This is a genomic window from Bradyrhizobium sp. USDA 3240 (assembly GCF_054063295.1).
This window is the reverse complement of the sequence record NZ_JBSSGD010000002.1, coordinates 960,544-984,862: the sequence shown is the minus strand read 5'-3', so window position 1 is coordinate 984,862 and position 24,319 is coordinate 960,544. Positions and strand designations below refer to the sequence as shown.

Here is a 24,319-nt window from a genome sequence, read left to right as displayed (position 1 = left end):
CCAGGGAGCCCGTCAACCATGCGAGGTTCCAACCATGACCAGTTCCGTCCTCAAGCCCGCCGCCGAGCTCGCCAGCACCAACGCAAGGCGCTTTCCCAATGAGAGCGCCGAGTATCGCCGGGCGCGCCAGGCGCTGCTCGTCGAGGAGATCGAGCTGCGCCGGCACATCGCGCGCGTCGCCGAGCTGCGTCGCGCCTTGCCGCCGGGCGGCGAGGTGACCAGGGCGTATGAGTTCATGGGCGAGTCCGGCGCGGCCTCACTCGCCGACCTCTTCGGCAACAAGCAGACGCTGATCATCTACAGCTACATGTTCGGCCCGCAGCGCGAGAAGCCGTGCCCGATGTGCACATCGTTCATGAGCACATGGGAGGAGAAGCTGCCGGATATCGAGCAGCGCGTTGCGTTGGTGTTCGTGGCGCGCTCGCCGATCGCGCGGCTGATCGAGGCGAAGAAGGCGCGCGGCTGGACGCGTCACAAGGTCTATTCGGATGCATCGGGCGATTACACGCGTGACTATGTCAGCAAGGATGACAGCGACGTGCCCGGCTACAATGTCTTCACGCGCCAGAGCGGCGTGATCCGGCATTTCTGGGCCGGCGAGATGGGGGCCGGCACCGTCGATCCCGGCCAGGACCCGCGCGGCGCCGGACATGGATCCGCTCTGGACCCTGCTCGACACCACGCGCGAGGGGCGCGGCGCGGACTGGTATCCGAAGCTCAGCTATTGAGAGATGGTTTTTGCTCGATCCCCGCTCGATTACGGGGCGATCGGCAAGGAAATTCTCCCTAGGATTTATCTCGGCATGCGGTAGCGGAACCGGGTGCCGGAATGTCCCATCATGGGACAAAAAAGCCGCTTCGGCGGTCCAATGCCATCTTAAAAAAGCCCTACGCCACAGGCACTTCCCGCGTTGCAGGGGATCACATCCGGTTAAGTCGCATTTAACTAAAAGTCGCCTTAATGGCCGTCTGTGCCCCGCGCGACGTTGAGCCGAACATCGTTCGACGATGCGTCGAGTGAGGGACAAAGGTGGACCTGTTTTGAGCGCCGGGCGTATGAGTACGAGTGCGAGTGCGTATGTTCTTGGGGCACCAAGCCGCAAGAAAACCTCCCGAAAAATCCTCCCACAGCATTTCCTCGGCAGCGCCGCGGTGGCGGGGCTGGTGCTGGGCTGCGCCTGGACCGTCTATGCCAACATTTTTGCGGCGAGCGTCTATCCGTCGGTCGGCAATGCGTCGCTTGACGCGCCGGTGGCGAAGCGGCCGGCCGCCGTTGCCGCGCGGCCCGCACCCGCATTCAACGAGGTGTTCGCGTCCCTGACGCCGGCGCCGGCGGCGCCCGCCAAGACCGAGGTCGCGAAGTCGGAAGCCCCGACACCCTCACTTATGTTTAACGATCGGTTTGCGGCCGCCTCGCCTGGGGGCGTCGCGTCCAGCGTCGTGGCTGACGCCGCACCGCAGATCGACCCGATCAAGCAGGCCGCTGAACCCAAGGTCGCCGTAGCGGCGAGGGCGGTGGCGACGGCAGAGCTCGCCGAGACATCGAAGCCGTTGCCGGCGCCGAAATCGGTCGAGACCGCCAAGAAGCAAGCCGCGGCCAATCTGAAGGTGGCGCTCAACGATCCCGCCACAACGGTTGAGCCCAAAGCGGCCGAGAAGGCGCCCGACGCCAAGCTGGCGACGAAATCCGCAGGCGTCCGTGACATGGCCGCACGCGCCAAGGCCGCGGTGCTGTCGATCGCATCGAGCGAGCGGCAGACCATGGTCGAGAAGCTGTGGGGCAAGCGCGAGTCGAGCGGCGGGCTGCTCTCCTTCGCTTCCGCCGATGCCAGTGTCACCGGCAGCATCCCCTCGACGCTGGACCAGAACCCGATGCTCGGCGGCTCGCCGCCCTATGACCGCCAGACCGCGGTCTACGACATCTCGGCCAAGACCGTGTATTTGCCGGACGGCACGCGCCTCGAGGCGCATTCCGGCCTCGGCTCCCGGCTCGACGATCCCAGGTCCTCGCATATGAAGATGGTCGGCGTGACGCCGCCGCACATTTACGAGCTCAAGCCGCGTGAGGCGCTGTTCCACGGCGTGCCGGCGCTGCGACTCAATCCGATCGGCGGCGAAGGCAAGATCTTCAACCGCGACGGCCTGCTCGCACACACCTTCATGCTCGGCCCGAACGGCGACTCCAACGGCTGCGTCTCGTTCAAGGACTATTACGCGTTCCTCGACGCCTACCGTAACAAGGGCATCCGCCGCCTCGCAGTCTTGGCGAGGGTTCAGTAAGCGCCGTCCTGGCGGGGGCGCTGCCCCCACGGCGTGAACGAGCGATGCAGCCCCCGTACCTGTCCGAAGGTCGCAGTCCCGTCCCTTGAAAGGCCGCTGGCAGCGCTATATCCTGCAAAATACAAGGGTGCCAGGGCCAACAGCGCCGCGCTCCCGTGGGTCACAGAACCCGGGGAGCAGGGGAGGGAAGCATGAGCCGGTCGCCAGGCGTCGTGCACGCGGACAAGGTTCTCGACGTGCTGGCCGGAGGCGGAGCGCCATCCGACCTGTCGGCGTCGTGGCGTCGGTCCGGCCATTTGCATGCGCTCGATCCGGCGAGCCGCCTGCCTTCGCATCGTCTCGGCCAGGCTGAAATCGCCGCTGCACAGCAGCGCCTCGGTGAATTCTTGAAGGTCGCCCAGAGCACGCTCGACCGGCTGTTCCTTGCGGTGGGCGGGGTCGGCTGTTCGGTGCTGCTCGCGGACCGCGACGGCGTCGTCGTCGACCGGCGCGGTGCGGGCGCCGATGATGCGACGTTCGACGCCTGGGGGCTTTGGACCGGTGCGGTCTGGAGCGAGAAGTACGAGGGAACCAACGGCATAGGCACCTGCATCGTCGAGAAGCGTCCGCTGTCGATCGACCGCGAGCAGCACTTCTTCACCCGCAATTCCGGACTGTTCTGCACCACCGCGCCGATCTTCGATGAGCATGGCGAGCTTGCCGCCGCGCTTGATGTCTCGTCCTGCCGGGCGGATCTGACCGACGGATTTTCCCGGCTGATCGCGACCACGGTGACGGACGCCGCGCGCGCGATCGAAGCCGAGAATTTCCGCCGCGCGTTTCCCGATGCGCGAATCCTGCTGACACCGCGCAGCGAGCGCGCCGTCAACTCGCTGCTCGCGGTCGATCGCGACGATCTCGTGATCGGTGCAACGCGCGCCGCGCGCCGCGCGCTTGGCCTCAACGCGGCGTCGCTGGCGCGGCCATTGCCGGCGGCCGATCTGATCGGCGAGACCCGCGACGATGGCGGTCTTGCTGCCGCGGAGCGCGCAGCGTTGCAGCGCGCGCTGGCGCGCGCCGGCGGCAACGTGTCGAAAGCCGCCAAGGATCTCGACATGTCCCGCGCCACATTGCACCGCAAGCTCAAGCAGCTCGGCCTGCATCGCTAGAGCATAACCGAGGCTCAAAACCAGCATCCGGACCGCTGGCGCGCCTGTGCCAATTTGCGGCGCACCCTGTCTCAGATTTGCGACAGTTCCCCTGCGGCCGTTGCGGTCTCCCCCTGTTCTGTATCGTGGTTTTGACCGAGCGTTCCGACCCAACGCCGTGCCCATCGGCGTGCCAACGGAGGAACACATGAACAAGGTTGACATACAGGCCGTGCTCAAGGCGCCGTTCGCCAAGCGCTACGGCAATTTCATCGGCGGCGAATGGCGCGAGCCCCGCTCCGGAAAGTATTTTGAGAACATCTCGCCGGTGACCGGCCTTCCGGTCTGCGAGATCCCGCGCTCCGACGCGTCGGACATCGAGGCGGCGCTCGATGCGGCGCATGCGGCCAAAGACGCATGGGGCAGGACCAGTGTCGCCGAGCGCTCGCTGATCCTCAACAGGATCGCCGACCGGATGGAGGCCAATCTCGAAAAGCTCGCCACCGCCGAGACCTGGGACAACGGCAAGCCGATCCGCGAGACGATGGCCGCCGACATGCCGCTCGCGATCGATCACTTCCGTTACTTCGCGAGCGCAATCCGCGGCCAGGAAGGCTCGATCTCGGAGATCGACCACGACACGATCGCTTATCACTTCCACGAGCCGCTCGGCGTCGTCGGCCAGATCATTCCCTGGAATTTCCCGATCCTGATGGCGGTCTGGAAGCTTGCACCGGCGCTCGCCGCCGGTAACTGCGTCGTCCTCAAGCCGGCCGAGCAGACGCCGGCCTCGATCATGGTGTTGCTCGAGCTGATCGGCGACCTGCTGCCGAAGGGTGTGCTGAACGTCGTCAACGGTTTCGGCCTCGAGGCCGGCAAGCCGCTGGCCTCGTCGAACCGGATCGCCAAGATCGCCTTCACCGGCGAGACCACGACGGGCCGGCTGATCATGCAGTATGCCTCGCAGAACCTGATCCCGGTGACGCTCGAACTCGGCGGCAAATCGCCCAACATCTTCTTCAAGGACGTTCTGGAAGAAGACGATGATTTCTTCGACAAGGCGGTCGAGGGCTTCGTGATGTTCGCGCTCAATCAGGGCGAGGTCTGCACCTGTCCGAGCCGCGCGCTGATCCAGGAATCGATCTATGACCGCTTCATGGAGCGCGCGCTGAAGCGTGTCGAAGCGATCACCCAGGGCAGCCCGCTCGACCCGACCACGATGATCGGCGCGCAGGCGTCCTCCGAGCAGCTCGAGAAGATCCTCTCCTACATCGACATCGGCAAGAAGGAAGGCGCCGAGGTGCTGACCGGCGGCGAGCGCAATAATCTCGGCGGCGGGCTGTCGGGCGGCTACTATGTCAAGCCGACCGTGTTCAAGGGCCACAACAAGATGCGCATCTTCCAGGAGGAGATCTTTGGGCCCGTGGTGTCCGTGACCACCTTCAAGAACGACGAGGACGCGCTCTCGATCGCCAACGACACGCTCTACGGCCTCGGTGCCGGCATCTGGAGCCGCGACGTCAATCGCTGCTACCGGTTCGGCCGGGCCATCCAGGCAGGTCGGGTGTGGACCAATTGCTACCACGCCTATCCCGCGCATGCGGCGTTCGGCGGCTACAAGCAGTCCGGTGTCGGCCGCGAGAACCACAAGATGATGCTCGACCACTACCAGCAGACCAAGAACATGCTGGTGAGCTACAGCCCGAAGAAGCTCGGCTTCTTCTGATATCCCGACTGCCCCCGCGTTTGAGGGCACGAAGGCGACAGGCTTCGGCGGAGTGTCCCGCCGGAGCCTCCATCACGGAGGCCGAGATGGCTGACAAGGTGACCGCGACGCCGGCTGCGCTGGAGCTGATTTCCGAGATCGTCGCCGATCATGGGCCGGTGCTGTTTCACCAATCCGGCGGCTGCTGCGACGGTTCGTCGCCGATGTGCTATCCGCAAGGTGACTTCCTGATCGGCGATCATGACGTCAAGCTCGGCGAGATCGGCGGGGCGCCGTTCTACATCAGCGGTTCGCAATACGACGTCTGGAAGCACACCGACCTGATCATCGACGTCGTGCCCGGCCGCGGCGGCATGTTCTCGCTCGACAATGGCCGCGAACGCCGGTTCCTGACCCGGTCCGAGATCTGCACGCTGCCGCCGCGCGAGCCCGACTAGGGCGGTCCGGCGTCGATCTGGAACTGGAGGCCATTGTCGCTATACTGCACTGATCCAGGGCGAGTCCCGACTCGGCAGCGGATCCGGTGCAAAGCGAACATGTCTCCGACACCTCCCATCGAAACCCCGCCGCCGATCACGACCGAAGCGTTCGTCGATGCTAGCGCCGCCGTTGCCCGTCTCGAGGAGATCTACGAGCGCAACACCGGATTCCTGCGCAGTCGCTTCGAGGCCTATGTCAACGGGGTGCCGTTCACGACGCGGGTGCGGGCGCATTACCCGTTCGTCCGCATCACGACCTCGTCGCATGCCCGGCTCGATTCCCGGCTAGCCTACGGCTTTGTCGCCGGACCCGGCGTCCACGAGACCAGCATCACGCGGCCGGATATTTTCCGGACCTATCTCACCGAGCAGATCGGGCTCCTGATCAAGAACCATGGCGTGGCGGTCGAGATCGGCGAGTCCAACGAACCGATTCCGATCCATTTCGCTTACCGGCGCGACATCAATATCGAGGCGGCGCTGACCATCGCCGACAGTTCGGCCTTTACAAGGTCGCTGCGCGACGTGTTCGACACGCCGGACCTTGCCGCGATGGACGATGCGATCGCCGACGGCACGTTTGAACTGACGCCGGGCACGCCCGAGCCGCTGGCGCTGTTTCGCGCAGCGCGCGTCGATTACTCGCTGCGCCGGCTCTATCACTACACCGGCACCGATCCGGAGCACTTCCAGAATTTCGTGATCTTCACCAACTACCAGTTCTATGTCGACGCCTTCGCGCAATCGAGCCTGCAGCGTCTCGCGACGGGTGAGGAAGGCCTCGAGGCGTTCGTCGCGCCCGGCAATGTGATCACGCACAACGCGCTGGCAGGCGGCGGCACCATCGGGACGGCATCGGATCGTGTGCCGCAGATGCCGGCGTTTCATCTCGTCGAGCCCGGTTATCGCGGCATCACCCTGATCAATATCGGGATCGGTCCATCGAATGCGCGCAACATCACCGATCATGTCGCGGTGCTGCGGCCGCATGCCTGGCTGATGATCGGGCATTGCGCCGGCTTGCGCAACACGCAGCGGCTCGGCGATTACGTGCTGGCCCACGGCTATGTCCGCGAGGATCACGTGCTCGATCACGAACTGCCGCTCTGGGTGCCGATCCCCGCGCTCGCCGAGATGCAGGTCGCGCTCGAGGAGGCGGTCGGCGAGGTGACCGGGCTCACCGGCTTCGAGCTCAAGCGCTTGATGCGCACCGGCACCGTCGCGAGCGTCGACAACCGCAATTGGGAGATCAGCGGGCCGCAGGTGATCCGGCGGATGTCGCAATCGCGCTCCATCGCGCTCGACATGGAATCGGCGACGATCGCCGCCAACGGCTATCGCTTCCGCGTGCCCTACGGCACGCTGCTGTGCGTCTCCGACAAGCCGCTACATGGCGAGATCAAGCTGGCGGGCATGGCGAGCGAGTTCTATCGCCAGCGCGTCGGCCAGCATCTTCAGATCGGCCTGAAAGCGCTGGAGCGGCTCAAGCAGCAGGAGTCCGAGCGGCTGCATTCGCGCAAGCTGCGCAGCTTTGCCGAGGTCGCGTTTCAGTAACGCAGCGCCGGGCGCGCGGCGATCACGCCGCGACGCTCTTCCACAATTGCATCTCGGTGCCGATCGCGGCCTTGACCTGCGGCCGCGCCTGGATGCGTCCGAGATAGGCGGCCAGCGGCGGCCATTGCGCCACATCGACGCCGGCGGAGCGAAGCAACAGCAGAGCCCAGGCGAGATGCGCGTCCGCTACGGTGAAGCGGTTACCGACCAGAAATTCGCGGTCGGAAAGATGGGCTGATGGCACCGACAAGGTCTGTCCGATCCTGGCACGCGGCTTGGCGAGCGATGCATCATCCTTGTACCAGAAGGTCGGAAACAAAAATCCCTTGTGGATCTCGGTGCCGATGAAGCTCAGCCATTCCTGCAACCGGTAGCGATCCGGATGGCCGGCCGGTGGCGCGAGGCCGAGTTCGGGCTTGAGGTCCGCGATATATTGCAGCACCGCCGCGCTCTCCGTCAGCCGCTCGCCATTCTCGAGCACCAGCACGGGCACCGCGCCCTTCGGCGCGATGGCGCGGAAGTCGCCGTCGTCCTCCAGCACCTTCTTGGTCCAGAGATGGACCATGTGATAGCGCGCGTCGATGCCGGCCTCCATCAGCGCGATCCGGCTGGCGAGCGAGCAGGCCATCGGCCAAAAATAGAGCTCGAGCATGGTGGTGGTCTCAGGCGAGGGCGTTGCCGCGCGCGATGATCGCGAAGCGGTCGGACAGTTCGGCGAGCGCGACGTCGTGAATGAGTTTTGCGGCAATCGCGCCACCGATGCCGTCGGGCAGGTCGCGGGTGGCGCAGCTGTCGGCATCGATGGTGGTGCGGAAGCCGAGGTCGAGGGCGGCGCGGGCGGTCGAACTCACGCACATATGGGTCATGAAGCCGGCGAGCACGAGCTCCTTGCGACCGGTCGCGGCAAGCTGCGCGTTCAGGTCGGTGCCGGCGAAGGCGTTCGGCAATTGCTTCTCGATCACGATCTCGCCGGGACGCGGCTTGAGCGGCGCCACGATCGCGCCCCGCTCGGCGCTGCGATCGAACAGGCTTCCCGGCGCTCCCTTGTGCGCGATGTGGATGATGGCGGCGCCGCTCTCCCGCGCGCGCGCGAGCAATGCGGTGGCGCGCGCAATCGCGGGGCTGGCGTCGGGCAGGGCCAGCGGACCGGCGAGATATTCGTTCTGGATATCGATCAGCACCAGGCAGGCATCGCCGAGGCGCGGCGGGGTGAGGTCGATACCGGCAAGCTGCATCAAGGTTTTGGCTGCGGTCATGGTCCTGCGATCTCCAGCGGATGTGTCTTGCGAAAATATAGCCGCGGACCTTCCTGCCGTTATGCAGGGATATTGCAGCCGGTGGCTGCGTTATTGCAGGTAAGCCAGAGGCGGTGTAGCCTGACGCCATGAACTGGGACGACCTTCGCATCATCGCGGCCGTCAGGGACGAGGGCACCTATGCCGGCGCCAGCGCGCGGCTACGCATCGACGAGACTACCGTCGGCCGCAGGCTGGCGCGGATCGAGCGGGCGCTCGGCCTGCGGCTGTTCGAGGCCGCCGACGGCGTCCGCAAGCCGACCCGGCAGTGCGACGTGGTGCTCGCGCACGTCCAGGCGATGGCCGCGCATGCCGAGGAGATCGGCCGGATTGGCGAGAGCCTCCCCGGCCCGGTCGGCCGGCTGCGCATCGCTTCCACCAATGCGATCGCGGAAGAAGTGCTGGCGCCGCGCACCAGCGAATTGCTGCGTGCCAATCCGGGCCTCACGCTGCAATTCCTGACCTCGAGCGACAACGTCAAATTCTCGCGCTGGGAGGCCGATCTGGCGATCCGCCTGCGCAAGCCCGACAAGGGCGACTTTGCGATCTCGAAGCTCGCCGAGGTCAGGCTGTATTTCTTCGAGCCGGTCGCGACGACCGCGGGAGAGGCGGTGACGTGTGTCTATCCCGATGAGCTCGGCGGGATTCCGGAAATGCAGTTCCTGCGCGCGAAGCGACTTCGTGCGCGCTGCGTGACCGACAATGTCCGGATCATCCACAGGCTGATCCAGTCGCATCGGGCGGTCGGCGTGCTGCCGGAGCATAGCTGCGTGGATCTGATGACGGATCGCCGTTTGCGCGCCACGCTGCTGCCGAGGCGGCGCGACGTCTGGCTTCTGGTGCAAAGCCACCTCAAGCGCGATGCGGCGACGCGCGTCACCATCGACTGGCTGCGCGCCTGCTTCCAGGACGTCGCGCGCAGCGAGTGAGGTGGCGACGGGACTTACCCTCCGTCATTCCGGGGCGCGACGAAGTCGCGAGCCCGGAATCCATAACCACGATGGTCGAGATGATCCCGGGTGGGTGGATCTCTTTCCGGGGATATCCAACTGAGATTTGTGGTTATGGATTCCGGGCTCGCGGCAGAGGCGCGCCCCGGAATGACGAGGAGAGGGCTCAAATCGCCGCTTTCAGATTGGCGAAGGCGTCCTGGACATATTTGGTGAGCTGGCGCTTGCCGCCTTGCTCGAGCCAGGCGTCGACTGCGATGCGCAGTGCGCCGCTCGCGGCCATCGCGACGAGGCGGAGGCGGTCGCGGCGGTCCTTGCCCGGCCACAATTCGCACAGCGTCTCGTAGACGACCTGCTCCCGATGCTGATCGCTCCGATGCTTGCGGGAGCTCAGCACTTCGCTCTCGCGGATCAGGCGCGAAATCGCAACCGTCCGCGACGTCTGGAAGCGGGCGCACACATCCAGCAAGGCGTCGCGGACGACGTCGATCGGCGCACCGGCCACGGCATGGTCGCGGATCGATGCCCTGAGCGCGTCGTCATAGCCGGCGATGTGGGCGAGCAGGATGTCGTCCTTGCTCCTGAAATAGTAGAAGAAGGTCCTGCGCGAGATGCCGGCCGCCGCCGCGATCTCATCCAGCGTCGTCGCATCAAAGCCGTTGGCCAGGAACAGCTCCATGCCGACATCGGCGATGCGTTGCAGCGTCTCGCGGCGATTTCGCTCGCGCAGGCCTTCGGATTTTGCAGGCGTCTGGGTTTTCGTCAATGTCTCGGGCATCGGCGGCCTTCTCCTGAACAGGCAATCAGGGCAAAAGCAATTCGTGGCCTCAAGGGTTCGCGCGGCCGTCGGCGTCAACGCGCGAAGCGGCGCAGTTGGATGCGCGTCATCCGGTCGCAGCCGGCGGTCGCGGCCATAAAACCGCCCAACACAATAATTACACCAAGTGTAATAATTACACCAAGTGTAAGTCAGTGGGGCCCCAATGACAACCTGCTCGCGCGTAGGCCGGATCAAGCTGATTCCGGCGGCAGATGGATTTGTGCGCAAGCGCGGGGCACTCTTTCGCGGCTGGGCGGCGGCGAACCTGCTCGGTCTTTTGGTCTCGGGCTGCGCGACGGCGACGCTGGATCAGGCCGGTTCACTGCGCTCCTACGACAATATGGAGCAATCGGACGGGATGTTGACCCGTTCGAAGCTGCGGGTGAGCAAGGACGAGGTGCTGGCGGCGAAGACGATCAGGATCGTGCCCACCGTGTTCTCCGACGGAACGTCGGTGCCCTTCACGGCCGTACAGCGCAGGCTCGTCACCAACGCCGCCGACCGCGCATTGTGTGCGGGCCTGAGCGAACGCTTCTACGTGGTTGCGTCCGAGCCGGCCGACCTGACCGTTCACGCCGTCATCACGCATGTGGTGCCGACCGATCCGACCGCGGTCGGCGTCTCCAAGGGCGTGTCGGTCGCGAAGACGATTCTGCTGCCCGGCGTGCCGGTGCCCGTTCCGCGCATTCCGGTGGGGCTCGGCAGCCTGTCGCTTGAAGCCGAGGCGCGCGATCCGGCCGGACAGCAAAAGGCCGCGATGGTCTGGGGCCGTGCGGCGAGTGCCTTCGACAACGGGCGGATGTCGGAGGAGGGGGATGCGTACGGCCTTGCGGCATCGTTCGGCGGCGATTTCAGCCAGATGCTGGTCACCGGCGTGACGCCGTTCGGCGGCGTGCCATCGATGCCCTCGATGCAGCGGCTGGGCTTCCTGCTCGGCGGCGCGCCGAAATTTCCCGCCTGCGAAGCGTTCGGACGCGCGCCGGGTCTCGTCGGCATGGTCGGCGACAGCGCCGGCGTGCCGCCGGACTGGACCGACAAGGGACCGGTTGCGGCGAAGATGGAGTGAGGGCTCAGCCTCCGACTATTCGTCATTCCGGGGCGCGCGTAGCGCGAGCCCGGAATCCATAACCACGAAAGCTAGTTGGATATCCCTGGAAACAGATCCTCCCAACCGGGATTCTGCTCCTCAATCAGCCGGATCTTCCAATCGCGCCGCCATTTTTTCAGTTCTTTCTCGCGCGTGATAGCGCTTGTCGCGTCGTCGTAGACTTCGAACCAGACCAGCTTGTCGACGCCATATCGCGACGTGAAGCCCGGAGCGGCTTTCGTCCGATGTTCGTGGACACGACGCACAATGTCGTTTGTCACACCCAGATAGAGTGTGCCGTGCTTCCTGCTCGCAAGGAGATAGACGTAGTAAGCCATCCCGGTAGTCGTGGTTATGGATTCCGGGCTCGCGCTGCGCGCGCCCCGGAATGACGGTGGATGGTAAGGCGGACCTGCATGCGTAATCAATACGCGCTCCCCGCAAACAAAAGCCCCGGCATCGCTGCCGGGGTTTTGCATTCCGTAAATCGCCTTGAGAGGCTGGACTTAGAAGTCCATGCCGCCCATGCCGCCGCCCGGAGGCATCGCGGGGCCGCCGGCGTTCTTCTTCGGCAGCTCGGCAACCATCGCTTCCGTGGTGATCAGCAGCGCGGCAACCGAGGCAGCGTTCTGGATCGCGGTACGGACGACCTTGGTCGGGTCGATGATGCCCTTCTTGACGAGGTCGGCATAGTCGCCGGTCTGGGAGTCGAAGCCGTAATTGTAGGCCTTGTTCTCCAGGATCTTGCCGACGATGACCGAACCGTCTTCACCGGCGTTGATCGCGATCTGGCGAGCGGGGGAGGAGAGCGCCTTGCGCACGATCTCGACGCCGGTCTTCTGGTCGTCGTTCTTGGTGCGCAGGCCCTTGAGCTGCTCGGAAGCACGGAGCAGGGCGACGCCGCCGCCCGGGACGATGCCTTCCTCGACAGCCGCACGGGTCGCATGCATCGCGTCATCAACGCGATCCTTGCGCTCCTTCACCTCGACCTCGGTCGCGCCGCCGACGCGGATCACCGCGACGCCACCTGCGAGCTTGGCGAGACGCTCCTGCAGCTTCTCACGGTCGTAGTCCGAGGTGGTCTCCTCGATCTGCGCCTTGATCTGGGCAACGCGGGCGTCGATGTCGGCCTTCTTGCCGGCGCCGTTGACGATCGTGGTGTTTTCCTTGTCGATCATCACCTTCTTGGCGCGACCGAGCATCTGCAGCGTGACGTTCTCGAGCTTGATGCCGAGGTCTTCCGAGATGGCCTGGCCGCCGGTCAGGATCGCGATGTCCTGCAGCATGGCCTTGCGGCGATCGCCGAAGCCCGGAGCCTTGACGGCCGCGACCTTCAGGCCGCCACGCAGGCGGTTGACGACGAGGGTGGCGAGGGCTTCGCCTTCGACGTCTTCAGCGACGATGACCAGCGGCTTGCCGGTCTGCACCACGGCCTCGAGCAGCGGCAGCAGCTCGTTCAGCGAGGAGAGCTTCTTCTCGTTGATGAGGATGTAGGCGTCGTCCATCTCAACGCGCATCTTGTCGGCGTTGGTGACGAAGTAGGGCGAGATGTAGCCGCGATCGAACTGCATGCCCTCGACGACGTCGAGCTCGGTCTCGAGCGACTTGGCTTCCTCGACCGTGATCACGCCCTCGTTGCCGACCTTCTTCATGGCGTCGGCGAGGAACTTGCCGATCTCGGCATCGCCGTTGGCCGAAATGGTGCCGACCTGGGCGATCTCCTCGTTCGAGGTGACCTTCTTCGAGTTCTTCTGGAGGTCCGCAACGACGGCTTCGACCGCGAGGTCGATACCGCGCTTCAGGTCCATCGGGTTCATGCCGGCGGCAACCGACTTGGCGCCTTCACGCACGATCGCCTGGGCGAGCACGGTGGCGGTGGTGGTGCCGTCGCCGGCCGCGTCAGCGGACTTGGAGGCGACTTCGCGCACCATCTGCGCGCCCATGTTCTCGAACTTGTCCTCGAGCTCGATCTCCTTGGCGACGGTGACGCCGTCCTTGGTGATGCGGGGAGCGCCGAACGACTTCTCGAGCACGACGTTGCGGCCCTTCGGGCCGAGAGTGACCTTCACCGCATTGGCGAGGATGTCGACGCCGCGCAGCATCTTGTCGCGCGCATCGACGGAGAATTTGACTTCTTTAGCTGCCATCTGAATTTTTCCTTGGAAGGTTGTCCTAGAGGAATCTTGGGGAGGGAGGAGGCGCTTAGGCCGCCTTCTTCTTGGAAGCGGGGACGTCGAGCACGCCCATGATGTCGCTTTCCTTCATGATCAGCAGGTCTTCACCGTCGATCTTGACCTCGGTGCCGGACCACTTGCCGAACAGGACGCGGTCGCCGACCTTGAGGTCGATGGGGATCAGCTTGCCAGCTTCGTCGCGGCCGCCCGGGCCGACGGCGGTCACTTCGCCCTGCGAGGGCTTTTCCTTGGCACTGTCCGGAATGATGATGCCGCCAGCAGACTTCTCTTCGGCGTCGATACGCTTGACCACGACGCGGTCGTGAAGCGGACGGAATTTCATGCAGTCCTCCTAAACGTTTGCGGATTCTGTAGATTTTTGGAGTTTTAGCAGTCCAGCCCAGCGAGTGCCAGACCGACTGGGCAGGAGATAGGCCAAGCCTTGGCGGCGGGCAAGTGGCTGTAGCAGAAAAATTGGCACTCGCGAATGACGGCTGCCAGCTTCATTTCGGCATCCTTAATGCCGCCAGCGGAGGCCGCCAGGGCTATTAGCAGATGCGGTAAGCTGCTGCTAACGCAAGAAATTTCAACAACCTATTAAACATTTAGGCTTGAGATGGGGCAGTCGCGTGCGTCACATTTGTATCATGTGAGCGCATCCATTGCCGGTGGTCCGGCGGGGGTCGGCCGCCATGTGAATGCGCTCCGTCACAGGAGGTTGGCATGGTCTCGCGAGTTGGTGGGGTTGTTTCCGACGATTTCCGGAAGCAGTTGCTGGGGTATGGGCTAACGACGGCGCAAATCCTCTATCGGATGCCGGACCATCCCTCGTTGCTGCAAACCTATGTCTGGCAGAACTACGACCTGTTTCCGAAATTTCCGGCGCTGCGGGATTTCCTCGCCTTCTGGGAGGAGAAGCTCGAAGGCCCGTTGTTCTCGGTGACGGTGGCGCATTCCAAACTGGTCAAGCCGGCCGAACTGCGCGCCGTCGACGGCGTGTTCCGGCTGCATTGATCCGCAAAGCGGGCAAGGCAAGGGGGCAAGGCGCAGCATGCGCCTTTGCCCACCTCGTGCGGCGCGACTTGTGTTAGCCTTCATCAGTCACAAAAAGACGGAGGCGAACAATGGCCAAGAAGACGGCATCGAGATCCGCAGCCAAGACCGCGGTGAAGAAGAAATGGTCGGGGCTTGGCGCCGGCGCCAAGAAATCATCCGCGAAATCGTCCGCGCGCAAGACCATCAAGTCCAAGGGCCGCGTCACCGCGGCCAAGAAGAGCGCGCCGAAAGCGACAAGCAAGGCGCGGCCCAAGCAGCGCGTCGCCGTCAGCCATCACCGCGAAGAGGATTTCAAGGCCGACGGGCTGCGCACCTACGCCAAGTATCGCGACCTCGGCATATCAGCAGCATCCCATGGCCTCGCGCAGGCGCATGTCATCCGGCTGCAGGGACCGTGCAATCCGGACGAAGTGTCGAAGCTGCACTTCCACGACGTCGAATTCCAGATGGTCTACGTGCTCAAGGGCTGGGTGAAGACCTACATGGAAGGCGAAGGCGAGACGCTGATGAAAGAGGGCAGCGCCTGGACCCAGCCGCCACGCATCCGGCACATGATCCTGGACTACTCCGACGACGTCGAACTGCTGGAGGTGATCCTGCCGGCCGAGTTCAAGACGGTGGAGCTGAAGGCGTAGGCGCCGCCACCCTCCGCCGTCATTCCGGGGCGATGCGAAGCATCGAGCCCGGAATCCATTTCTCCACTTGGCTTGCGGCTTGATGGATTCCGGGCTCGGCGCTGCGCGCCGCCCCGGAATGACAAAGAAAAAGTCACGTCATCATCCCCACGATTGCCCCCATCAGGCACGTCGTCAGCGTGCCCGAGACGACCGATTTCAGCCCGAGCGCATTGATCTCGTCGCGCCGCCCGGGCGCCATGATGCCGAGGCCGCCGATCATGATGCCGAGGCTCGCGAAGTTGGCAAAACCGCACATCGCGTACAGCATGATCAGCCGCGAGCGTGGATCGAGCGCGTCGGGGCCGAGCTTCGACAGGTCGACATAAGCGATCAGCTCGTTCAGCACGGTCTTGGTGCCCATCAGGCTTCCCGCCGTGATCGCCTGCGGCCACGGCAGGCCCATCAGCCAGCACACCGGCGCCATGACGTAGCCGAGCAGCCGTTGCAGCGAGATCTTCGCGCCGCCGACTTCGGGCAGCAGCCCGATGATCGCGTTCGCGAGATACACCAGCGCCACCAGCACTAGCAGCATCGCGATGATGTTCATCAGCAGCTCGAGCCCGGCGGCGGTGCCCTTCACGATCGCGTCCATCGTCGAGGACACCTGAACATCGGGATCGTCGAGCGACCCGCCGGTGCGCTTGGCGGAGGTTTCCGGCACCATGATCAGGCTGACCAGAATGGCGGCCGGCGCGCCGAGCACCGAGGCGATGACGAAATGCGCGGCCGAATCGGGGATCAGCGGCGCCAGCAGTGTTGCGTATAGCACCAGCACGGTGCCGGCGATCCCGGCCATGCCGCCGGTCATCACCAGAAACAATTCGCTGCGGGTCAGCTGCGCCAGATAGGGGCGGATGAAGAGCGGCGCTTCGACCATGCCGAGGAAGATATTGGCCGCGGTGGAGAGCCCGACCGCGCCGCCGACGCCGAGCGTGCGCTCGAGAATCCAGGCCATGCCGCGCACCACCGGCGGCAGCACGCGCCAATAGAACAGCAGCGTCGTCAGCACGCTCATGACCAGCACGATCGGCAGCGCCTGGAAGGCGAGGATGAAATCCGAGCCGGGCGCCTTGGGATCGAATGGTGCCGGGCCGCCGCCGACATAACCGAACACGAAGGCGGTGCCGGCGCGCGTTGCGGCGGCGATAGTGCCGACGGCATCGTTGATCGCGCCGAAGGCCTGCGTCACCAGCGGCACCTTGATCAGCACCAGCGCGGTGACGACGGTGACGACAAGCCCGATCGCGGCCTGCCGCAGCGACACCTTCAAGCGATTCTCGCTCAACGCCCAGGCGATCACCAGCAACGCCACCACGCCGAACGCCGATTGCAACTGCAGCATCACGCCCCCAAGAACCCTCGGGCGATTATGGGCAGGGGCCTCGCGCAGCGCAATGCTGTTGCGCGTTGATCCCGAATCCATTGACAAGTTGCAGGAGCTCAGCCACGCAATCATGCATGTCCTCCGTCACGCCGGCCGGCGCCCGCGATCTGCTGGGCCACCGACCTTTCCTGTTCTTCTTGTCGTCGCGCAGCCTGTCGCGCTTCTCCAGCCAGATCGGCGCGGTGGCGATCGGCTGGCAGATCTATGATCTGACCGGCAGCGCGTTCGACCTCGGCATGGTCGGCCTGGTGCAGTTTCTACCGACGGCGCTATTGGTGTTCGTCGCCGGTCACGCCGCCGACCGCTTCGAACGCAAGCGCGTGGTGCAGGCCTGCCAGGTCGCAGAGGCGCTGACCGCATTGTTTCTCGCCGGAAGCACATTCGCCGGCACCATCTCCGAGATCCAGATCTTCGCTGCGACCTTCGTGCTCGGCATAGCCGGCGCGTTCGAGAGCCCGGCGACCGCCGCGCTGTTGCCGCTGATCGCGCCGCAAGGCTCGCTGCAGCGGGCGACCGCGATCTCGAGCGGCGCGGCGCAGGTCGCGACCATCACCGGACCTGCGCTGGGCGGCTTCGCTTACGCGCTGATGCCGAGCGCGCCCTACGGCATCATGATGGTGTTCTGGCTGTTCGGCGCGGTGCTGACCGGCGGCATCGGTCGGCTGCAGCGGGCGACGGCGAAGAACGGCGAGGTGTCGGACGACCTGTATGCCGGCGTCACCTTCGTTCGCAGCAACCCGGCGATCCTCGGCACCATCTCGCTCGACTTGTTCGCGGTGCTGTTCGGCGGCGTCACCGCGCTGCTGCCGATCTACGCGCGCGACATCCTGCAGACCGGCCCGCTCGGGCTCGGCATCCTGCGTGCCGCGCCCGCGGTCGGCGCGCTCTTGGTGACCATGGTGCTGGCGCGGCACACCATCAACCGCCGCGTCGGCATGCGCATGTTCCAGTCGGTGATCGTGTTCGGCGTCGCAACGGTGGTGTTCGCGCTGTCGCAATGGATGTGGTTGTCGGCGCTGGCGCTCGCGGTGCTCGGCGCCGCCGATACGATCAGCGTCGTGATCCGCTTCTCGCTGGTGCAGCTTGCTACTCCGGACGAGATGCGCGGCCGCGTCGGGGCGATGAACTTCCTGTTCATCAACGCGTCGAACCAGCTCGGCCAGTTCGAGAGCGGCGTCACCGCGGCGCTGCTCGGCGCCGTGCCGTCGGCCGTGCTCGGCGGCGTTGCGACGGTCGCCGTCGCGCTGCTCTGGATGAAGCTGTTCCCGACGCTACGGGATGTCGAGAAGCTGGAGTAGGTTTTTCCGCCCGTCATTGCGAGCGAAGCGAAGCAATCCATCTTGCCACATGCGGAGGCATGGATTGCTTCGCTTCGCTCGCAATGACGGCGCGCAATTTCGGAATAATGGAAAAATACGACTGAGTTGCCCGACGTGTCAAGTTGCCGTGCCGTACTCCGGCAGCCGCAGGCTACTTTGCATGGGGTTGTTTTCGATATTTTGGCAGTGTGCCCCTGGGACGGCATGGCCGGGACAAGCCCGGCCAAGCCGACGAGAGATCAGCCCCGTCCCACGAACGGCATCTTGGTCGCCATCACCGTCATGAACAGCACGTTGGCGTCGAGCGGCAGGCCGGCCATGTAGGCGACGGCGTCGCCGACCGCCTTGGCGTCCATGCGCGGCTCGTGCTTGGTGGTGCCGTCGGGCTGCAGCACGCCGGGGCCGTTGACCATGCGGTCGGTCATCGGGGTCGCGGCGTTGCCGATATCGACCTGGCCGACTGCGATGTCATACATGCGGCCGTCGAGGTTGGAGGCCTTGGTCAGGCCGGTGATGGCGTGCTTGGTCGAGGTGTAGGCCGCCGAGAACGGCCGCGGTGCATGCGCCGAGATCGAGCCGTTGTTGATGATGCGGCCGCCGCGCGGCGTCTGGTCCTTCATGATGCGGAAGGCGTGCTGGGTGCACAGGAACGGCGCGGTGAGGTTGGTGTTGACCACGGCCTGCCACTGCTCGAGCGGCAGATCCTCGAAGTTCACCGGCGGCGCGCCCATGCCGGCATTGTTGAAGAGAACGTCGAGCCGGCCGTAGGTCGCCTTCACCTTGTCGAACAGCGCGGCGATCGCGGCCGGGTTGGCCATGTCGGCGGTGACGCACAGGCTCTTGCCGGCGGGGCCGAGCTTGCTGGTCTCTTCCAGCATCTCCAGGCGGCGCCCGACGAGCACCACGGTGTAACCCTTGTCCATCAAAGCGAGCGATGCCGCGCGGCCGACACCGGTGCCGGCGCCGGTGACGAGTGCGATCTTGCTGGTTGCTTCGGTCATCCGAGTTTCCTCTTACTTGGTTTTTGCTTCGGTTTCGTTCTTGTAGGGTGGGCGTGGAATGTTCTGGTGCGCCGCGCGCAGCGCCGCCGACCAGCGCGAGCGCAGATCGTGGAAATAAGGCTCGCCGGCCTCGATGCGGTGATTGAGATCGGCCTCGCAGGCATCGGTGCGCACCACCAGCACGTCGATCGGCAGGCCGACGCCGAGATTGGAGCGCATCGTCGAATCCATCGAGATCAGGCCTGTCTTGAGCGCCTCGTAGAGCTCGACGTCGTAATGCATGGCGCGGTCGAGCACCGGCTTGCCGTATTTGTGCTCGCCGATCTGCAAATAGGGCGTGTCGGTGGTGCACTCGATGAAGTTGCCGGCGGTGTAGACCATGAACAGGCGCATCCGCGAGCCCTTGATCTGGCCGCCGAACAGGAATGAGACGTCGAAGGAGATATCTTCGGAACGCAGCGCATCGCCCTCGGTCGCATGCACCGACCGGATGGCGCGGCCGATCCGCTGCGCCGCCTGGAACATGGTCGGCGCATTCATCAGCGTCTCGAGCTCGCCGGTGTGCGGATCTTCCATGCCCTCGGTCAGGGTCGACAGCACCGACTGGCTGATTGCGAGATTCCCTGCGCTGGCGATCGCCATGATGCGGTCGCCGGGCTTTTCGAAGATGTGCAGCTTGCGGAAGGTCGAGACGTTGTCGAGGCCGGCATTGGTGCGGGTATCGGCGATCATGACGAGGCCGTCGCGCACCAGAATTCCGCAGCAATAGGTCATTTACAGCCCTCAAACGGTCCGAGTTTCTCGGCGCCAAACGTGTAGCCAATTTCGAGGTCGCATCCAACCCCAATTCCCCGTGACGGGACATACGAGGGGGCCGGCGACGGTCCGTGTCAGGACCCGTCCTGAAATCGCGGTTCGTGCCCCGGCCTCGTTCTGCGTTGCACGCAGCCGGCAATGATCGGCGCCTCGTCTCATTGCGAGGCACCTGGCGTTGTGGTCGACTGCCTGCAATCGACAAGAACAACAAGAATTCCGGGAGGCGAGAATGTCGTTCAAGCTGGCCATGTTCATCATGGCATTGGGTACAGCCGTGATGGCTGCGAGCCCTGCATCGGCCCAGAAGAAGGGCGGCACGCTCCGGCTCTATCACAATGACAATCCGCCCTCGACCTCGCTGCTCGAGGAATCCACCATCGCCTCGGTGATGCCGTTCGCGGCGGTCTTCAACAACCTCGTGGTGTTCGATCCGGCCAAGGTGCATGAAAGCATCGACACCGTGATCCCCGATCTCGCCGAGAGCTGGTCGTGGGATTCTACCAACACGAAGCTCACCTTCAAGCTGCATCACGGCGTAAAGTGGCATGACGGCCAGCCGTTCACGGCCAAGGACGTGCAGTGCACCTGGCGGATGCTGATCGGCAAGAGCGAGACACAGGACTTCAAGCGCAATCCGCGTAAGGTCTGGTATTCGAAGCTCAAGGACATCAGCATCAATGGCGACGATGAAGCGACTTTCGAGCTGACCGAGCCGCAGCCCGGCCTGCTGGCGCTACTCGCCAGCGCCTTCTCGGTGGTCTATCCCTGCCACGTGCCGCAGCAGGTGATGCGCACCAAGCCAATCGGCACCGGGCCGTTCAAATTTGTCGAATTCCGGCGCGGCGATTCGATCCGTCTCGTCCGCAACCCCGATTACTTCAAGAAGGACCGGCCGTATCTCGACGAGATCACGGTGCGCTCGATCGACAGCCGCGCCACGCGCATGCTGGCGTTCGCGACCGGCGACTATGACATCACCTTTCCGTCCGACGTCAGCATTCCCCTGATGAAGGACGTCAAGGCGCGGGCGCCGAACGCGATCTGCGAGATGACCTCGACCAATCTGCAGATCAACCTGCTGGTCAACCGCGTCAATCCGCCGTTCGACAATCCGGAGATCCGCAAGGCGATGTCGCTGGCGCTGGATCGCCAGGCCTTCAACAGCATCCTGTTCGAAGGCACCGGACGGCTCGGCGGCGCGATGCAGGCCAAGCCGGAAGGCGAATGGGGCATGCCGCCGGAGATCCTGTCGACGCTGATGGGCTATGGTCCCGATACCGGGAAGAACCTCGCGGACGCGCAGGCGATCATGCAGAAGCTCGGCTACAGCGACGCCAAGCCGCTGTCGATCAAGATCCAGACCCGCAACCTGCCGACCTATCGCGACCCGGCGGTGATCCTCGCCGACCAGCTCAAGAAGATCTACATCGTCGCCGAGCTCGATATCGTCGACACGCCGCGCTGGTACTCGCGGCTGCAACGCAAGGATTACACGATCGGCCTCAACGTCACCGGCGTCAGCGTCGACGATCCCGACGGCAATCTGGTCGAGAATTATTCCTGCAATTCGGAGCGCAACTATACCCAGTATTGCAATGCCGAGGTGGACAAGTTGCTCGCCGCGCAGTCGCGCGAGGTCGACAAGGACAAGCGCCGAAATATCGTGTTCGACATCGAGCGCCTGCTGGTCGACGACGCGGCGCGTCCGGTCATCCTGCACTCATCGGCCGGCAATTGCTGGCAGCCTTACGTGAAGAACTTTCGTCCGCACGACAACAGCCAGTACAACAATCTGCGCTTCGAGGATGTCTGGCTGGACAAGTGACCGCGATATAGCGGTCATTCCGGGGCGCGCTAAGCGCGAACCTCAGATGCGCAATTGCGCATCGGGGAATCTCGATCAACAATCTCGGGATTCCGGGTTCGATGCTTCGCATCACCCCGGAATGACAGGATGAGGGTGGGCAAAGCAAAGCGTGTCGAACCTACGTATCCGCCGCCCCGACCAGAAACGCCTCATCGACCGGCACGCCGAGCGCGGTGACCAGCCGGTTGGTCTCGGCGGCCATGCCGACGATCGCCAGCATTTCCTGATATTCGGCGTCGGTCATGCCCTTGGCGCGGGCGCTCGCGGTGTGCGAATGGATGCAGTAGCTGCAGCCATGCGCCACCGAGACCGCAACGTAGAGCATCTCCTTGACCTTCGGGTCGAGCGCGCCCGGTGCCATCACCTCCTTGATGCTTTCCCAGGTCCGCCGCAGCGTCTTCGGATCATGCGCGAGCGCGCGCCAGAAATTGTTGATGAAGTCCGAGTTCCGCGTCTTGCGGATGTCGTCGAAGACGGCGCGTGCGTCGGCCGAGAGTTCGTCGTCGGAAAGCAGTTTCACAGTTGCCATGGTTTCTCTCGCTGATCCGGTTTGCAGCGGCGATCATATCACGGCCGAACCGTTGTCGACTTGACCGGTCTCACCATCGTCATTCCGGGGCTCGCCAACGGGTCGCGCGAACGCGCGTCCGATGACTGGCTCCGCGAGAGCCCGGAATCCATCGCGCCACCGATTGTGCGGACGAATGGATTCCGGGTTCGCGCCAAACGGCGCGCCCCGGAATGACGATGGGGAGTAGGCTTCTTACGACTGCGACTGGCTCTGCCACTGCCCGGGGCGGCCGGCAAGGTCGACCTTGACCGCGACCGACAGGGTCTCGTTGCCGCCGCCATAGCGGGTGCCGCGGACCGGGGCGGCGCCGAGATAGTCGAGGCCGATCGCGACGCGGGCATGGGCGTCGGTGGTGCAGATGCCGTTGGCGGCGTCGAAGCCGATCCAGCCGAGGTCGGGCACGAAGGCCTCGGCCCAGGCGTGGCCGGCCTGCTGGTTGACCATGCCGTCGGAGCGCAGGAAGTGGCCGGAGACGAACCGCGCCGGAACGCCGCCGGCGCGCGCGCAGGCGATCAGGATGTGCGCGTAGTCCTGGCAGACCCCGCGCTTCAGCGCGAACGCCTCGGAGGCCGAGGTGGCGCTGTTGGTCGGGTCCTCGTCGAAGGTCATGTGCTCGTAGATCTGCACCATCAGCGCGTGCAGGAAACCGAGCACGTCGCTAGCTGCTTCCGCGCGCAGCTCGCGCACGAAGCTCGTCATCGCCGGGTTGAGGTCGGTCAGCGGCGTGGGGCGCAGGAACAGGCTCGGCGGAAACCGCTCGTCGCTGCCTTTCAGCACGCCGCCGGTGTCCTGGGTCTCGACCAGGCCCTCGCAATGGATGGTGAGGTCGGTGATCGAACCATGCGTCAGCACATGGGTGACGTTGCCGAACGCGTCCTCATGGATGTCGAGCCGGGAATCGGTCGAGACGTCGATCTGCCAGTCGGCGACATACTGGCCGTCATGGCTGCCCGGCGTCATCCGCAGAATCTGGATCACGCCCGAGGCCGCCGGCTCGTAGCGATAGGTGGTGGTGTGGGCTATCCGCAGGCGCATGGCTCAACCGGAGTTCAGTCGGTCTGGGGCAGGAACGTCATGCCCGGGCACCCACGTCTTTCTCCCTAATCGGCCGCGAAAGCAAGACATGGGTGACCGGGATCGACCCGGTCATGACGACATTTTGAGCACTTTTTCCGCCGCAGAGGTCAGATCAAATATTGCTTGGTGACGATCTCACCCAGCCGCGAATTGTCCGCGAGGAATTCCTGGATGAATTCGTGCACGCCGTGCTGGAAGATGTCGTCCATGTGGCTGTGCTCGAGCCGGTTCCTGATGCCGCGGGCGTGGCGCTGGGCTGCCCCCTGGCGGCCGTAGGCGACGCCGATCTGGTCCAGATTGCGCACCAGGTTGCTGTAGCAGCTGGCGAGCGACCGCGGCAGCGTGTCGTTGAGGATCAGGAGGTCGGCGATCAGCCAGGGTTTCAGGGTTTCCCGGTACACCCAGTGATAGGCGGTCGTCGCCGACACCGAGCGCAGGATCGAGGTCCACTGGTAGTAATCCAGCGGGCCGCCGACATGCTCCTCCTCGGGCAGCAGCATGTGATACTTCACATCGAGAATGCGGGCGGTGTTGTCGGCGCGCTCGAGATGCACGCCGAGCCGCGAGAACCAGTAGGCGTCGTTGCGCAGCATGGTGCGGTAGGCCGAGCCGTCGAAGCGCAGCGAGGTCTCCTGCACGAAGCGCAGGAATTTGGCCAGCTCCTCGCGGTTGGCGGGACCCTTGTTCCAGACCGCCTGCAACTCGATCCACGCCGAATTGATGGTGTCCCACATCTCCGACGTCAGCGCGGTGCGCACCGAACGCGAATTGAGCCGCGCAGATTCGATGCAGTTCTTGATCGAGGAGGGATTTTCCGACGAGAAGGACAGATACTCGACGACGTTTCGCTCGTTGGCTTCTTCGTAATGGTCGTAGAAGGCCGCGCCGACGCCGGCGGTGAGCAGCGCGGAGTCCCACTCATTGGTCTTGCCGATATAGGCCGCGGGCAGCGCGGTGACGCGCAGCGTGGCGTCGATCGTGCGCGCGAGATACTCGGCGCGTTCGACATAACGGGCCAGCCAGAACAGGTTTTCAGCGGTGCGCGACAGCATGCTTTCA

The 24,319-nt window shown here is 64.6% G+C and carries 23 protein-coding genes and 1 pseudogene; 12 read left to right on the top strand and 12 right to left on the bottom strand.

Going from position 1 to position 24,319, the window contains the following annotated elements; all coding sequences use genetic code 11:
- The first annotated feature begins 34 nt into the window (after positions 1-34).
- From ACVIGA_RS05330 to ACVIGA_RS05305, 6 genes and pseudogenes are all read left to right on the top strand, one after another.
- A pseudogene (locus tag ACVIGA_RS05330) lies at positions 35-728 on the top strand (DUF899 family protein).
- Between the two features lie 424 nt (positions 729-1,152).
- Positions 1,153-2,280, top strand: a complete 1,128-nt coding sequence (locus ACVIGA_RS05325) for a tlde1 domain-containing protein (protein WP_456665565.1) — start codon at positions 1,153-1,155, stop codon at positions 2,278-2,280.
- Between the two features lie 191 nt (positions 2,281-2,471).
- Positions 2,472-3,428, top strand: a complete 957-nt coding sequence (locus ACVIGA_RS05320) for a GAF domain-containing protein (protein WP_223976281.1) — start codon at positions 2,472-2,474, stop codon at positions 3,426-3,428.
- A 187-nt stretch (positions 3,429-3,615) separates the two neighbouring features.
- Positions 3,616-5,133, top strand: a complete 1,518-nt coding sequence (gene adh, locus ACVIGA_RS05315; RefSeq protein ID WP_456665564.1) for an aldehyde dehydrogenase — start codon at positions 3,616-3,618, stop codon at positions 5,131-5,133.
- Positions 5,134-5,219: 86 nt separating this feature from the next.
- Positions 5,220-5,570 (top strand): DUF779 domain-containing protein, encoded by a 351-nt coding sequence (locus ACVIGA_RS05310; RefSeq protein WP_456665563.1) that lies wholly within the window; start codon positions 5,220-5,222, stop codon positions 5,568-5,570.
- A 99-nt stretch (positions 5,571-5,669) separates the two neighbouring features.
- Positions 5,670-7,166 (top strand): AMP nucleosidase, encoded by a 1,497-nt coding sequence (locus ACVIGA_RS05305; protein WP_456665562.1) that lies wholly within the window; start codon positions 5,670-5,672, stop codon positions 7,164-7,166.
- A gap of 22 nt (positions 7,167-7,188) precedes the next feature.
- On the opposite strand, the gene ACVIGA_RS05300 is transcribed toward ACVIGA_RS05305, so the two are convergent.
- Together ACVIGA_RS05300 and ACVIGA_RS05295 are read right to left on the bottom strand one after the other, a co-directional pair.
- Positions 7,189-7,818 (bottom strand): glutathione binding-like protein, encoded by a 630-nt coding sequence (locus ACVIGA_RS05300; protein ID WP_456665561.1) that lies wholly within the window; start codon positions 7,816-7,818, stop codon positions 7,189-7,191.
- Positions 7,819-7,828: 10 nt separating this feature from the next.
- A complete protein-coding gene (locus ACVIGA_RS05295) occupies positions 7,829-8,422 on the bottom strand; it encodes a cysteine hydrolase family protein (RefSeq protein WP_456665560.1) in 594 nt (197 codons plus the stop codon).
- Between the two features lie 128 nt (positions 8,423-8,550).
- On the opposite strand from ACVIGA_RS05295, the gene ACVIGA_RS05290 reads away from it, so the two are divergent.
- Positions 8,551-9,390: a LysR family transcriptional regulator gene (locus ACVIGA_RS05290; RefSeq protein ID WP_456665559.1), complete on the top strand. Its 840-nt coding sequence runs from the start codon at positions 8,551-8,553 to the stop codon at positions 9,388-9,390.
- Positions 9,391-9,577: 187 nt separating this feature from the next.
- Here the strand turns inward: ACVIGA_RS05290 and ACVIGA_RS05285 are convergent, their stop codons facing one another.
- On the bottom strand, positions 9,578-10,189 hold the full coding sequence (locus tag ACVIGA_RS05285) for a TetR family transcriptional regulator (protein WP_456665558.1): 612 nt from the start codon (positions 10,187-10,189) through the stop codon (positions 9,578-9,580).
- 205 nt (positions 10,190-10,394) lie between these two features.
- Here ACVIGA_RS05285 and ACVIGA_RS05280 point away from each other — a divergent pair, with 205 nt between their 5' ends.
- Positions 10,395-11,297 (top strand): DUF3313 domain-containing protein, encoded by a 903-nt coding sequence (locus ACVIGA_RS05280; protein WP_456665557.1) that lies wholly within the window; start codon positions 10,395-10,397, stop codon positions 11,295-11,297.
- 71 nt (positions 11,298-11,368) lie between these two features.
- On the opposite strand, the gene ACVIGA_RS05275 is transcribed toward ACVIGA_RS05280, so the two are convergent.
- The 3 genes from ACVIGA_RS05275 to ACVIGA_RS05265 form a co-directional block, all read right to left on the bottom strand.
- Complete coding sequence (locus tag ACVIGA_RS05275) at positions 11,369-11,656, bottom strand: GIY-YIG nuclease family protein (RefSeq protein WP_456670742.1); 288 nt, start codon at positions 11,654-11,656, stop codon at positions 11,369-11,371.
- A gap of 168 nt (positions 11,657-11,824) precedes the next feature.
- Positions 11,825-13,465 (bottom strand): chaperonin GroEL, encoded by a 1,641-nt coding sequence (gene groL, locus ACVIGA_RS05270; protein WP_223976311.1) that lies wholly within the window; start codon positions 13,463-13,465, stop codon positions 11,825-11,827.
- A gap of 55 nt (positions 13,466-13,520) precedes the next feature.
- Positions 13,521-13,835 carry a co-chaperone GroES gene (locus ACVIGA_RS05265; RefSeq protein WP_223976313.1) on the bottom strand — a complete coding sequence of 105 codons (315 nt, stop codon included), beginning with the start codon at positions 13,833-13,835 and terminating at the stop codon, positions 13,521-13,523.
- 380 nt (positions 13,836-14,215) lie between these two features.
- Between ACVIGA_RS05265 and ACVIGA_RS05260 the strand changes: the two genes are divergently transcribed.
- Positions 14,216-14,506, top strand: coding sequence for an usg protein (locus tag ACVIGA_RS05260; protein ID WP_212309910.1), 291 nt, complete (start codon positions 14,216-14,218; stop codon positions 14,504-14,506).
- 110 nt (positions 14,507-14,616) lie between these two features.
- On the top strand, positions 14,617-15,183 hold the full coding sequence (locus ACVIGA_RS05255; protein WP_456665556.1) for a cupin domain-containing protein: 567 nt from the start codon (positions 14,617-14,619) through the stop codon (positions 15,181-15,183).
- 133 nt (positions 15,184-15,316) lie between these two features.
- On the opposite strand, the gene ACVIGA_RS05250 is transcribed toward ACVIGA_RS05255, so the two are convergent.
- Entirely contained in the window at positions 15,317-16,567 is a 1,251-nt protein-coding gene (locus ACVIGA_RS05250; protein ID WP_456665555.1) for a NupC/NupG family nucleoside CNT transporter, read from the bottom strand.
- Between the two features lie 116 nt (positions 16,568-16,683).
- Here ACVIGA_RS05250 and ACVIGA_RS05245 point away from each other — a divergent pair, with 116 nt between their 5' ends.
- Positions 16,684-17,907, top strand: a complete 1,224-nt coding sequence (locus ACVIGA_RS05245) for an MFS transporter (protein ID WP_456665554.1) — start codon at positions 16,684-16,686, stop codon at positions 17,905-17,907.
- A gap of 260 nt (positions 17,908-18,167) precedes the next feature.
- Here the strand turns inward: ACVIGA_RS05245 and ACVIGA_RS05240 are convergent, their stop codons facing one another.
- Both ACVIGA_RS05240 and ACVIGA_RS05235 read right to left on the bottom strand, forming a co-directional pair.
- Positions 18,168-18,929 (bottom strand): SDR family oxidoreductase, encoded by a 762-nt coding sequence (locus tag ACVIGA_RS05240; RefSeq protein WP_223976325.1) that lies wholly within the window; start codon positions 18,927-18,929, stop codon positions 18,168-18,170.
- Between the two features lie 12 nt (positions 18,930-18,941).
- Positions 18,942-19,703: a proteasome-type protease gene (locus ACVIGA_RS05235; protein ID WP_050406373.1), complete on the bottom strand. Its 762-nt coding sequence runs from the start codon at positions 19,701-19,703 to the stop codon at positions 18,942-18,944.
- Between the two features lie 271 nt (positions 19,704-19,974).
- On the opposite strand from ACVIGA_RS05235, the gene ACVIGA_RS05230 reads away from it, so the two are divergent.
- Complete coding sequence (locus ACVIGA_RS05230) at positions 19,975-21,570, top strand: ABC transporter substrate-binding protein (protein ID WP_456665553.1); 1,596 nt, start codon at positions 19,975-19,977, stop codon at positions 21,568-21,570.
- A gap of 160 nt (positions 21,571-21,730) precedes the next feature.
- Here ACVIGA_RS05230 and ACVIGA_RS05225 read toward each other — a convergent pair whose 3' ends face one another.
- The 3 genes from ACVIGA_RS05225 to ACVIGA_RS05215 all read right to left on the bottom strand — a co-directional run bounded on the left by ACVIGA_RS05225 (position 21,731) and on the right by ACVIGA_RS05215 (position 24,312).
- Complete coding sequence (locus ACVIGA_RS05225) at positions 21,731-22,141, bottom strand: carboxymuconolactone decarboxylase family protein (RefSeq protein ID WP_456665552.1); 411 nt, start codon at positions 22,139-22,141, stop codon at positions 21,731-21,733.
- A gap of 234 nt (positions 22,142-22,375) precedes the next feature.
- Positions 22,376-23,218: a transglutaminase family protein gene (locus tag ACVIGA_RS05220; protein WP_456665551.1), complete on the bottom strand. Its 843-nt coding sequence runs from the start codon at positions 23,216-23,218 to the stop codon at positions 22,376-22,378.
- Between the two features lie 149 nt (positions 23,219-23,367).
- Positions 23,368-24,312, bottom strand: a complete 945-nt coding sequence (locus ACVIGA_RS05215) for an alpha-E domain-containing protein (RefSeq protein WP_456665550.1) — start codon at positions 24,310-24,312, stop codon at positions 23,368-23,370.
- Between the last annotated feature and the right edge of the window lie 7 nt (positions 24,313-24,319).

Bases quoted from the DNA above. Each gene is read 5' to 3' on its own strand.
- ACVIGA_RS05320 (WP_223976281.1), top strand. From the start codon at position 2,472: ATGAGCCGGTCGCCAGGCGTCGTGCACGCGGACAAGGTTCTCGACGTG.
- adh (WP_456665564.1), top strand. From the start codon at position 3,616: ATGAACAAGGTTGACATACAGGCCGTGCTCAAGGCGCCGTTCGCCAAG.
- ACVIGA_RS05310 (WP_456665563.1), top strand. From the start codon at position 5,220: ATGGCTGACAAGGTGACCGCGACGCCGGCTGCGCTGGAGCTGATTTCC.
- ACVIGA_RS05305 (WP_456665562.1), top strand. From the start codon at position 5,670: ATGTCTCCGACACCTCCCATCGAAACCCCGCCGCCGATCACGACCGAA.
- ACVIGA_RS05300 (WP_456665561.1), bottom strand. From the start codon at position 7,818: ATGCTCGAGCTCTATTTTTGGCCGATGGCCTGCTCGCTCGCCAGCCGG.
- ACVIGA_RS05295 (WP_456665560.1), bottom strand. From the start codon at position 8,422: ATGACCGCAGCCAAAACCTTGATGCAGCTTGCCGGTATCGACCTCACC.
- ACVIGA_RS05290 (WP_456665559.1), top strand. From the start codon at position 8,551: ATGAACTGGGACGACCTTCGCATCATCGCGGCCGTCAGGGACGAGGGC.
- ACVIGA_RS05285 (WP_456665558.1), bottom strand. From the start codon at position 10,189: ATGCCCGAGACATTGACGAAAACCCAGACGCCTGCAAAATCCGAAGGC.
- ACVIGA_RS05280 (WP_456665557.1), top strand. From the start codon at position 10,395: ATGACAACCTGCTCGCGCGTAGGCCGGATCAAGCTGATTCCGGCGGCA.
- ACVIGA_RS05275 (WP_456670742.1), bottom strand. From the start codon at position 11,656: ATGGCTTACTACGTCTATCTCCTTGCGAGCAGGAAGCACGGCACACTC.
- groL (WP_223976311.1), bottom strand. From the start codon at position 13,465: ATGGCAGCTAAAGAAGTCAAATTCTCCGTCGATGCGCGCGACAAGATG.
- ACVIGA_RS05265 (WP_223976313.1), bottom strand. From the start codon at position 13,835: ATGAAATTCCGTCCGCTTCACGACCGCGTCGTGGTCAAGCGTATCGAC.
- ACVIGA_RS05260 (WP_212309910.1), top strand. From the start codon at position 14,216: ATGGTCTCGCGAGTTGGTGGGGTTGTTTCCGACGATTTCCGGAAGCAG.
- ACVIGA_RS05255 (WP_456665556.1), top strand. From the start codon at position 14,617: ATGGCCAAGAAGACGGCATCGAGATCCGCAGCCAAGACCGCGGTGAAG.
- ACVIGA_RS05250 (WP_456665555.1), bottom strand. From the start codon at position 16,567: ATGCTGCAGTTGCAATCGGCGTTCGGCGTGGTGGCGTTGCTGGTGATC.
- ACVIGA_RS05245 (WP_456665554.1), top strand. From the start codon at position 16,684: ATGTCCTCCGTCACGCCGGCCGGCGCCCGCGATCTGCTGGGCCACCGA.
- ACVIGA_RS05240 (WP_223976325.1), bottom strand. From the start codon at position 18,929: ATGACCGAAGCAACCAGCAAGATCGCACTCGTCACCGGCGCCGGCACC.
- ACVIGA_RS05235 (WP_050406373.1), bottom strand. From the start codon at position 19,703: ATGACCTATTGCTGCGGAATTCTGGTGCGCGACGGCCTCGTCATGATC.
- ACVIGA_RS05230 (WP_456665553.1), top strand. From the start codon at position 19,975: ATGTCGTTCAAGCTGGCCATGTTCATCATGGCATTGGGTACAGCCGTG.
- ACVIGA_RS05225 (WP_456665552.1), bottom strand. From the start codon at position 22,141: ATGGCAACTGTGAAACTGCTTTCCGACGACGAACTCTCGGCCGACGCA.
- ACVIGA_RS05220 (WP_456665551.1), bottom strand. From the start codon at position 23,218: ATGCGCCTGCGGATAGCCCACACCACCACCTATCGCTACGAGCCGGCG.
- ACVIGA_RS05215 (WP_456665550.1), bottom strand. From the start codon at position 24,312: ATGCTGTCGCGCACCGCTGAAAACCTGTTCTGGCTGGCCCGTTATGTC.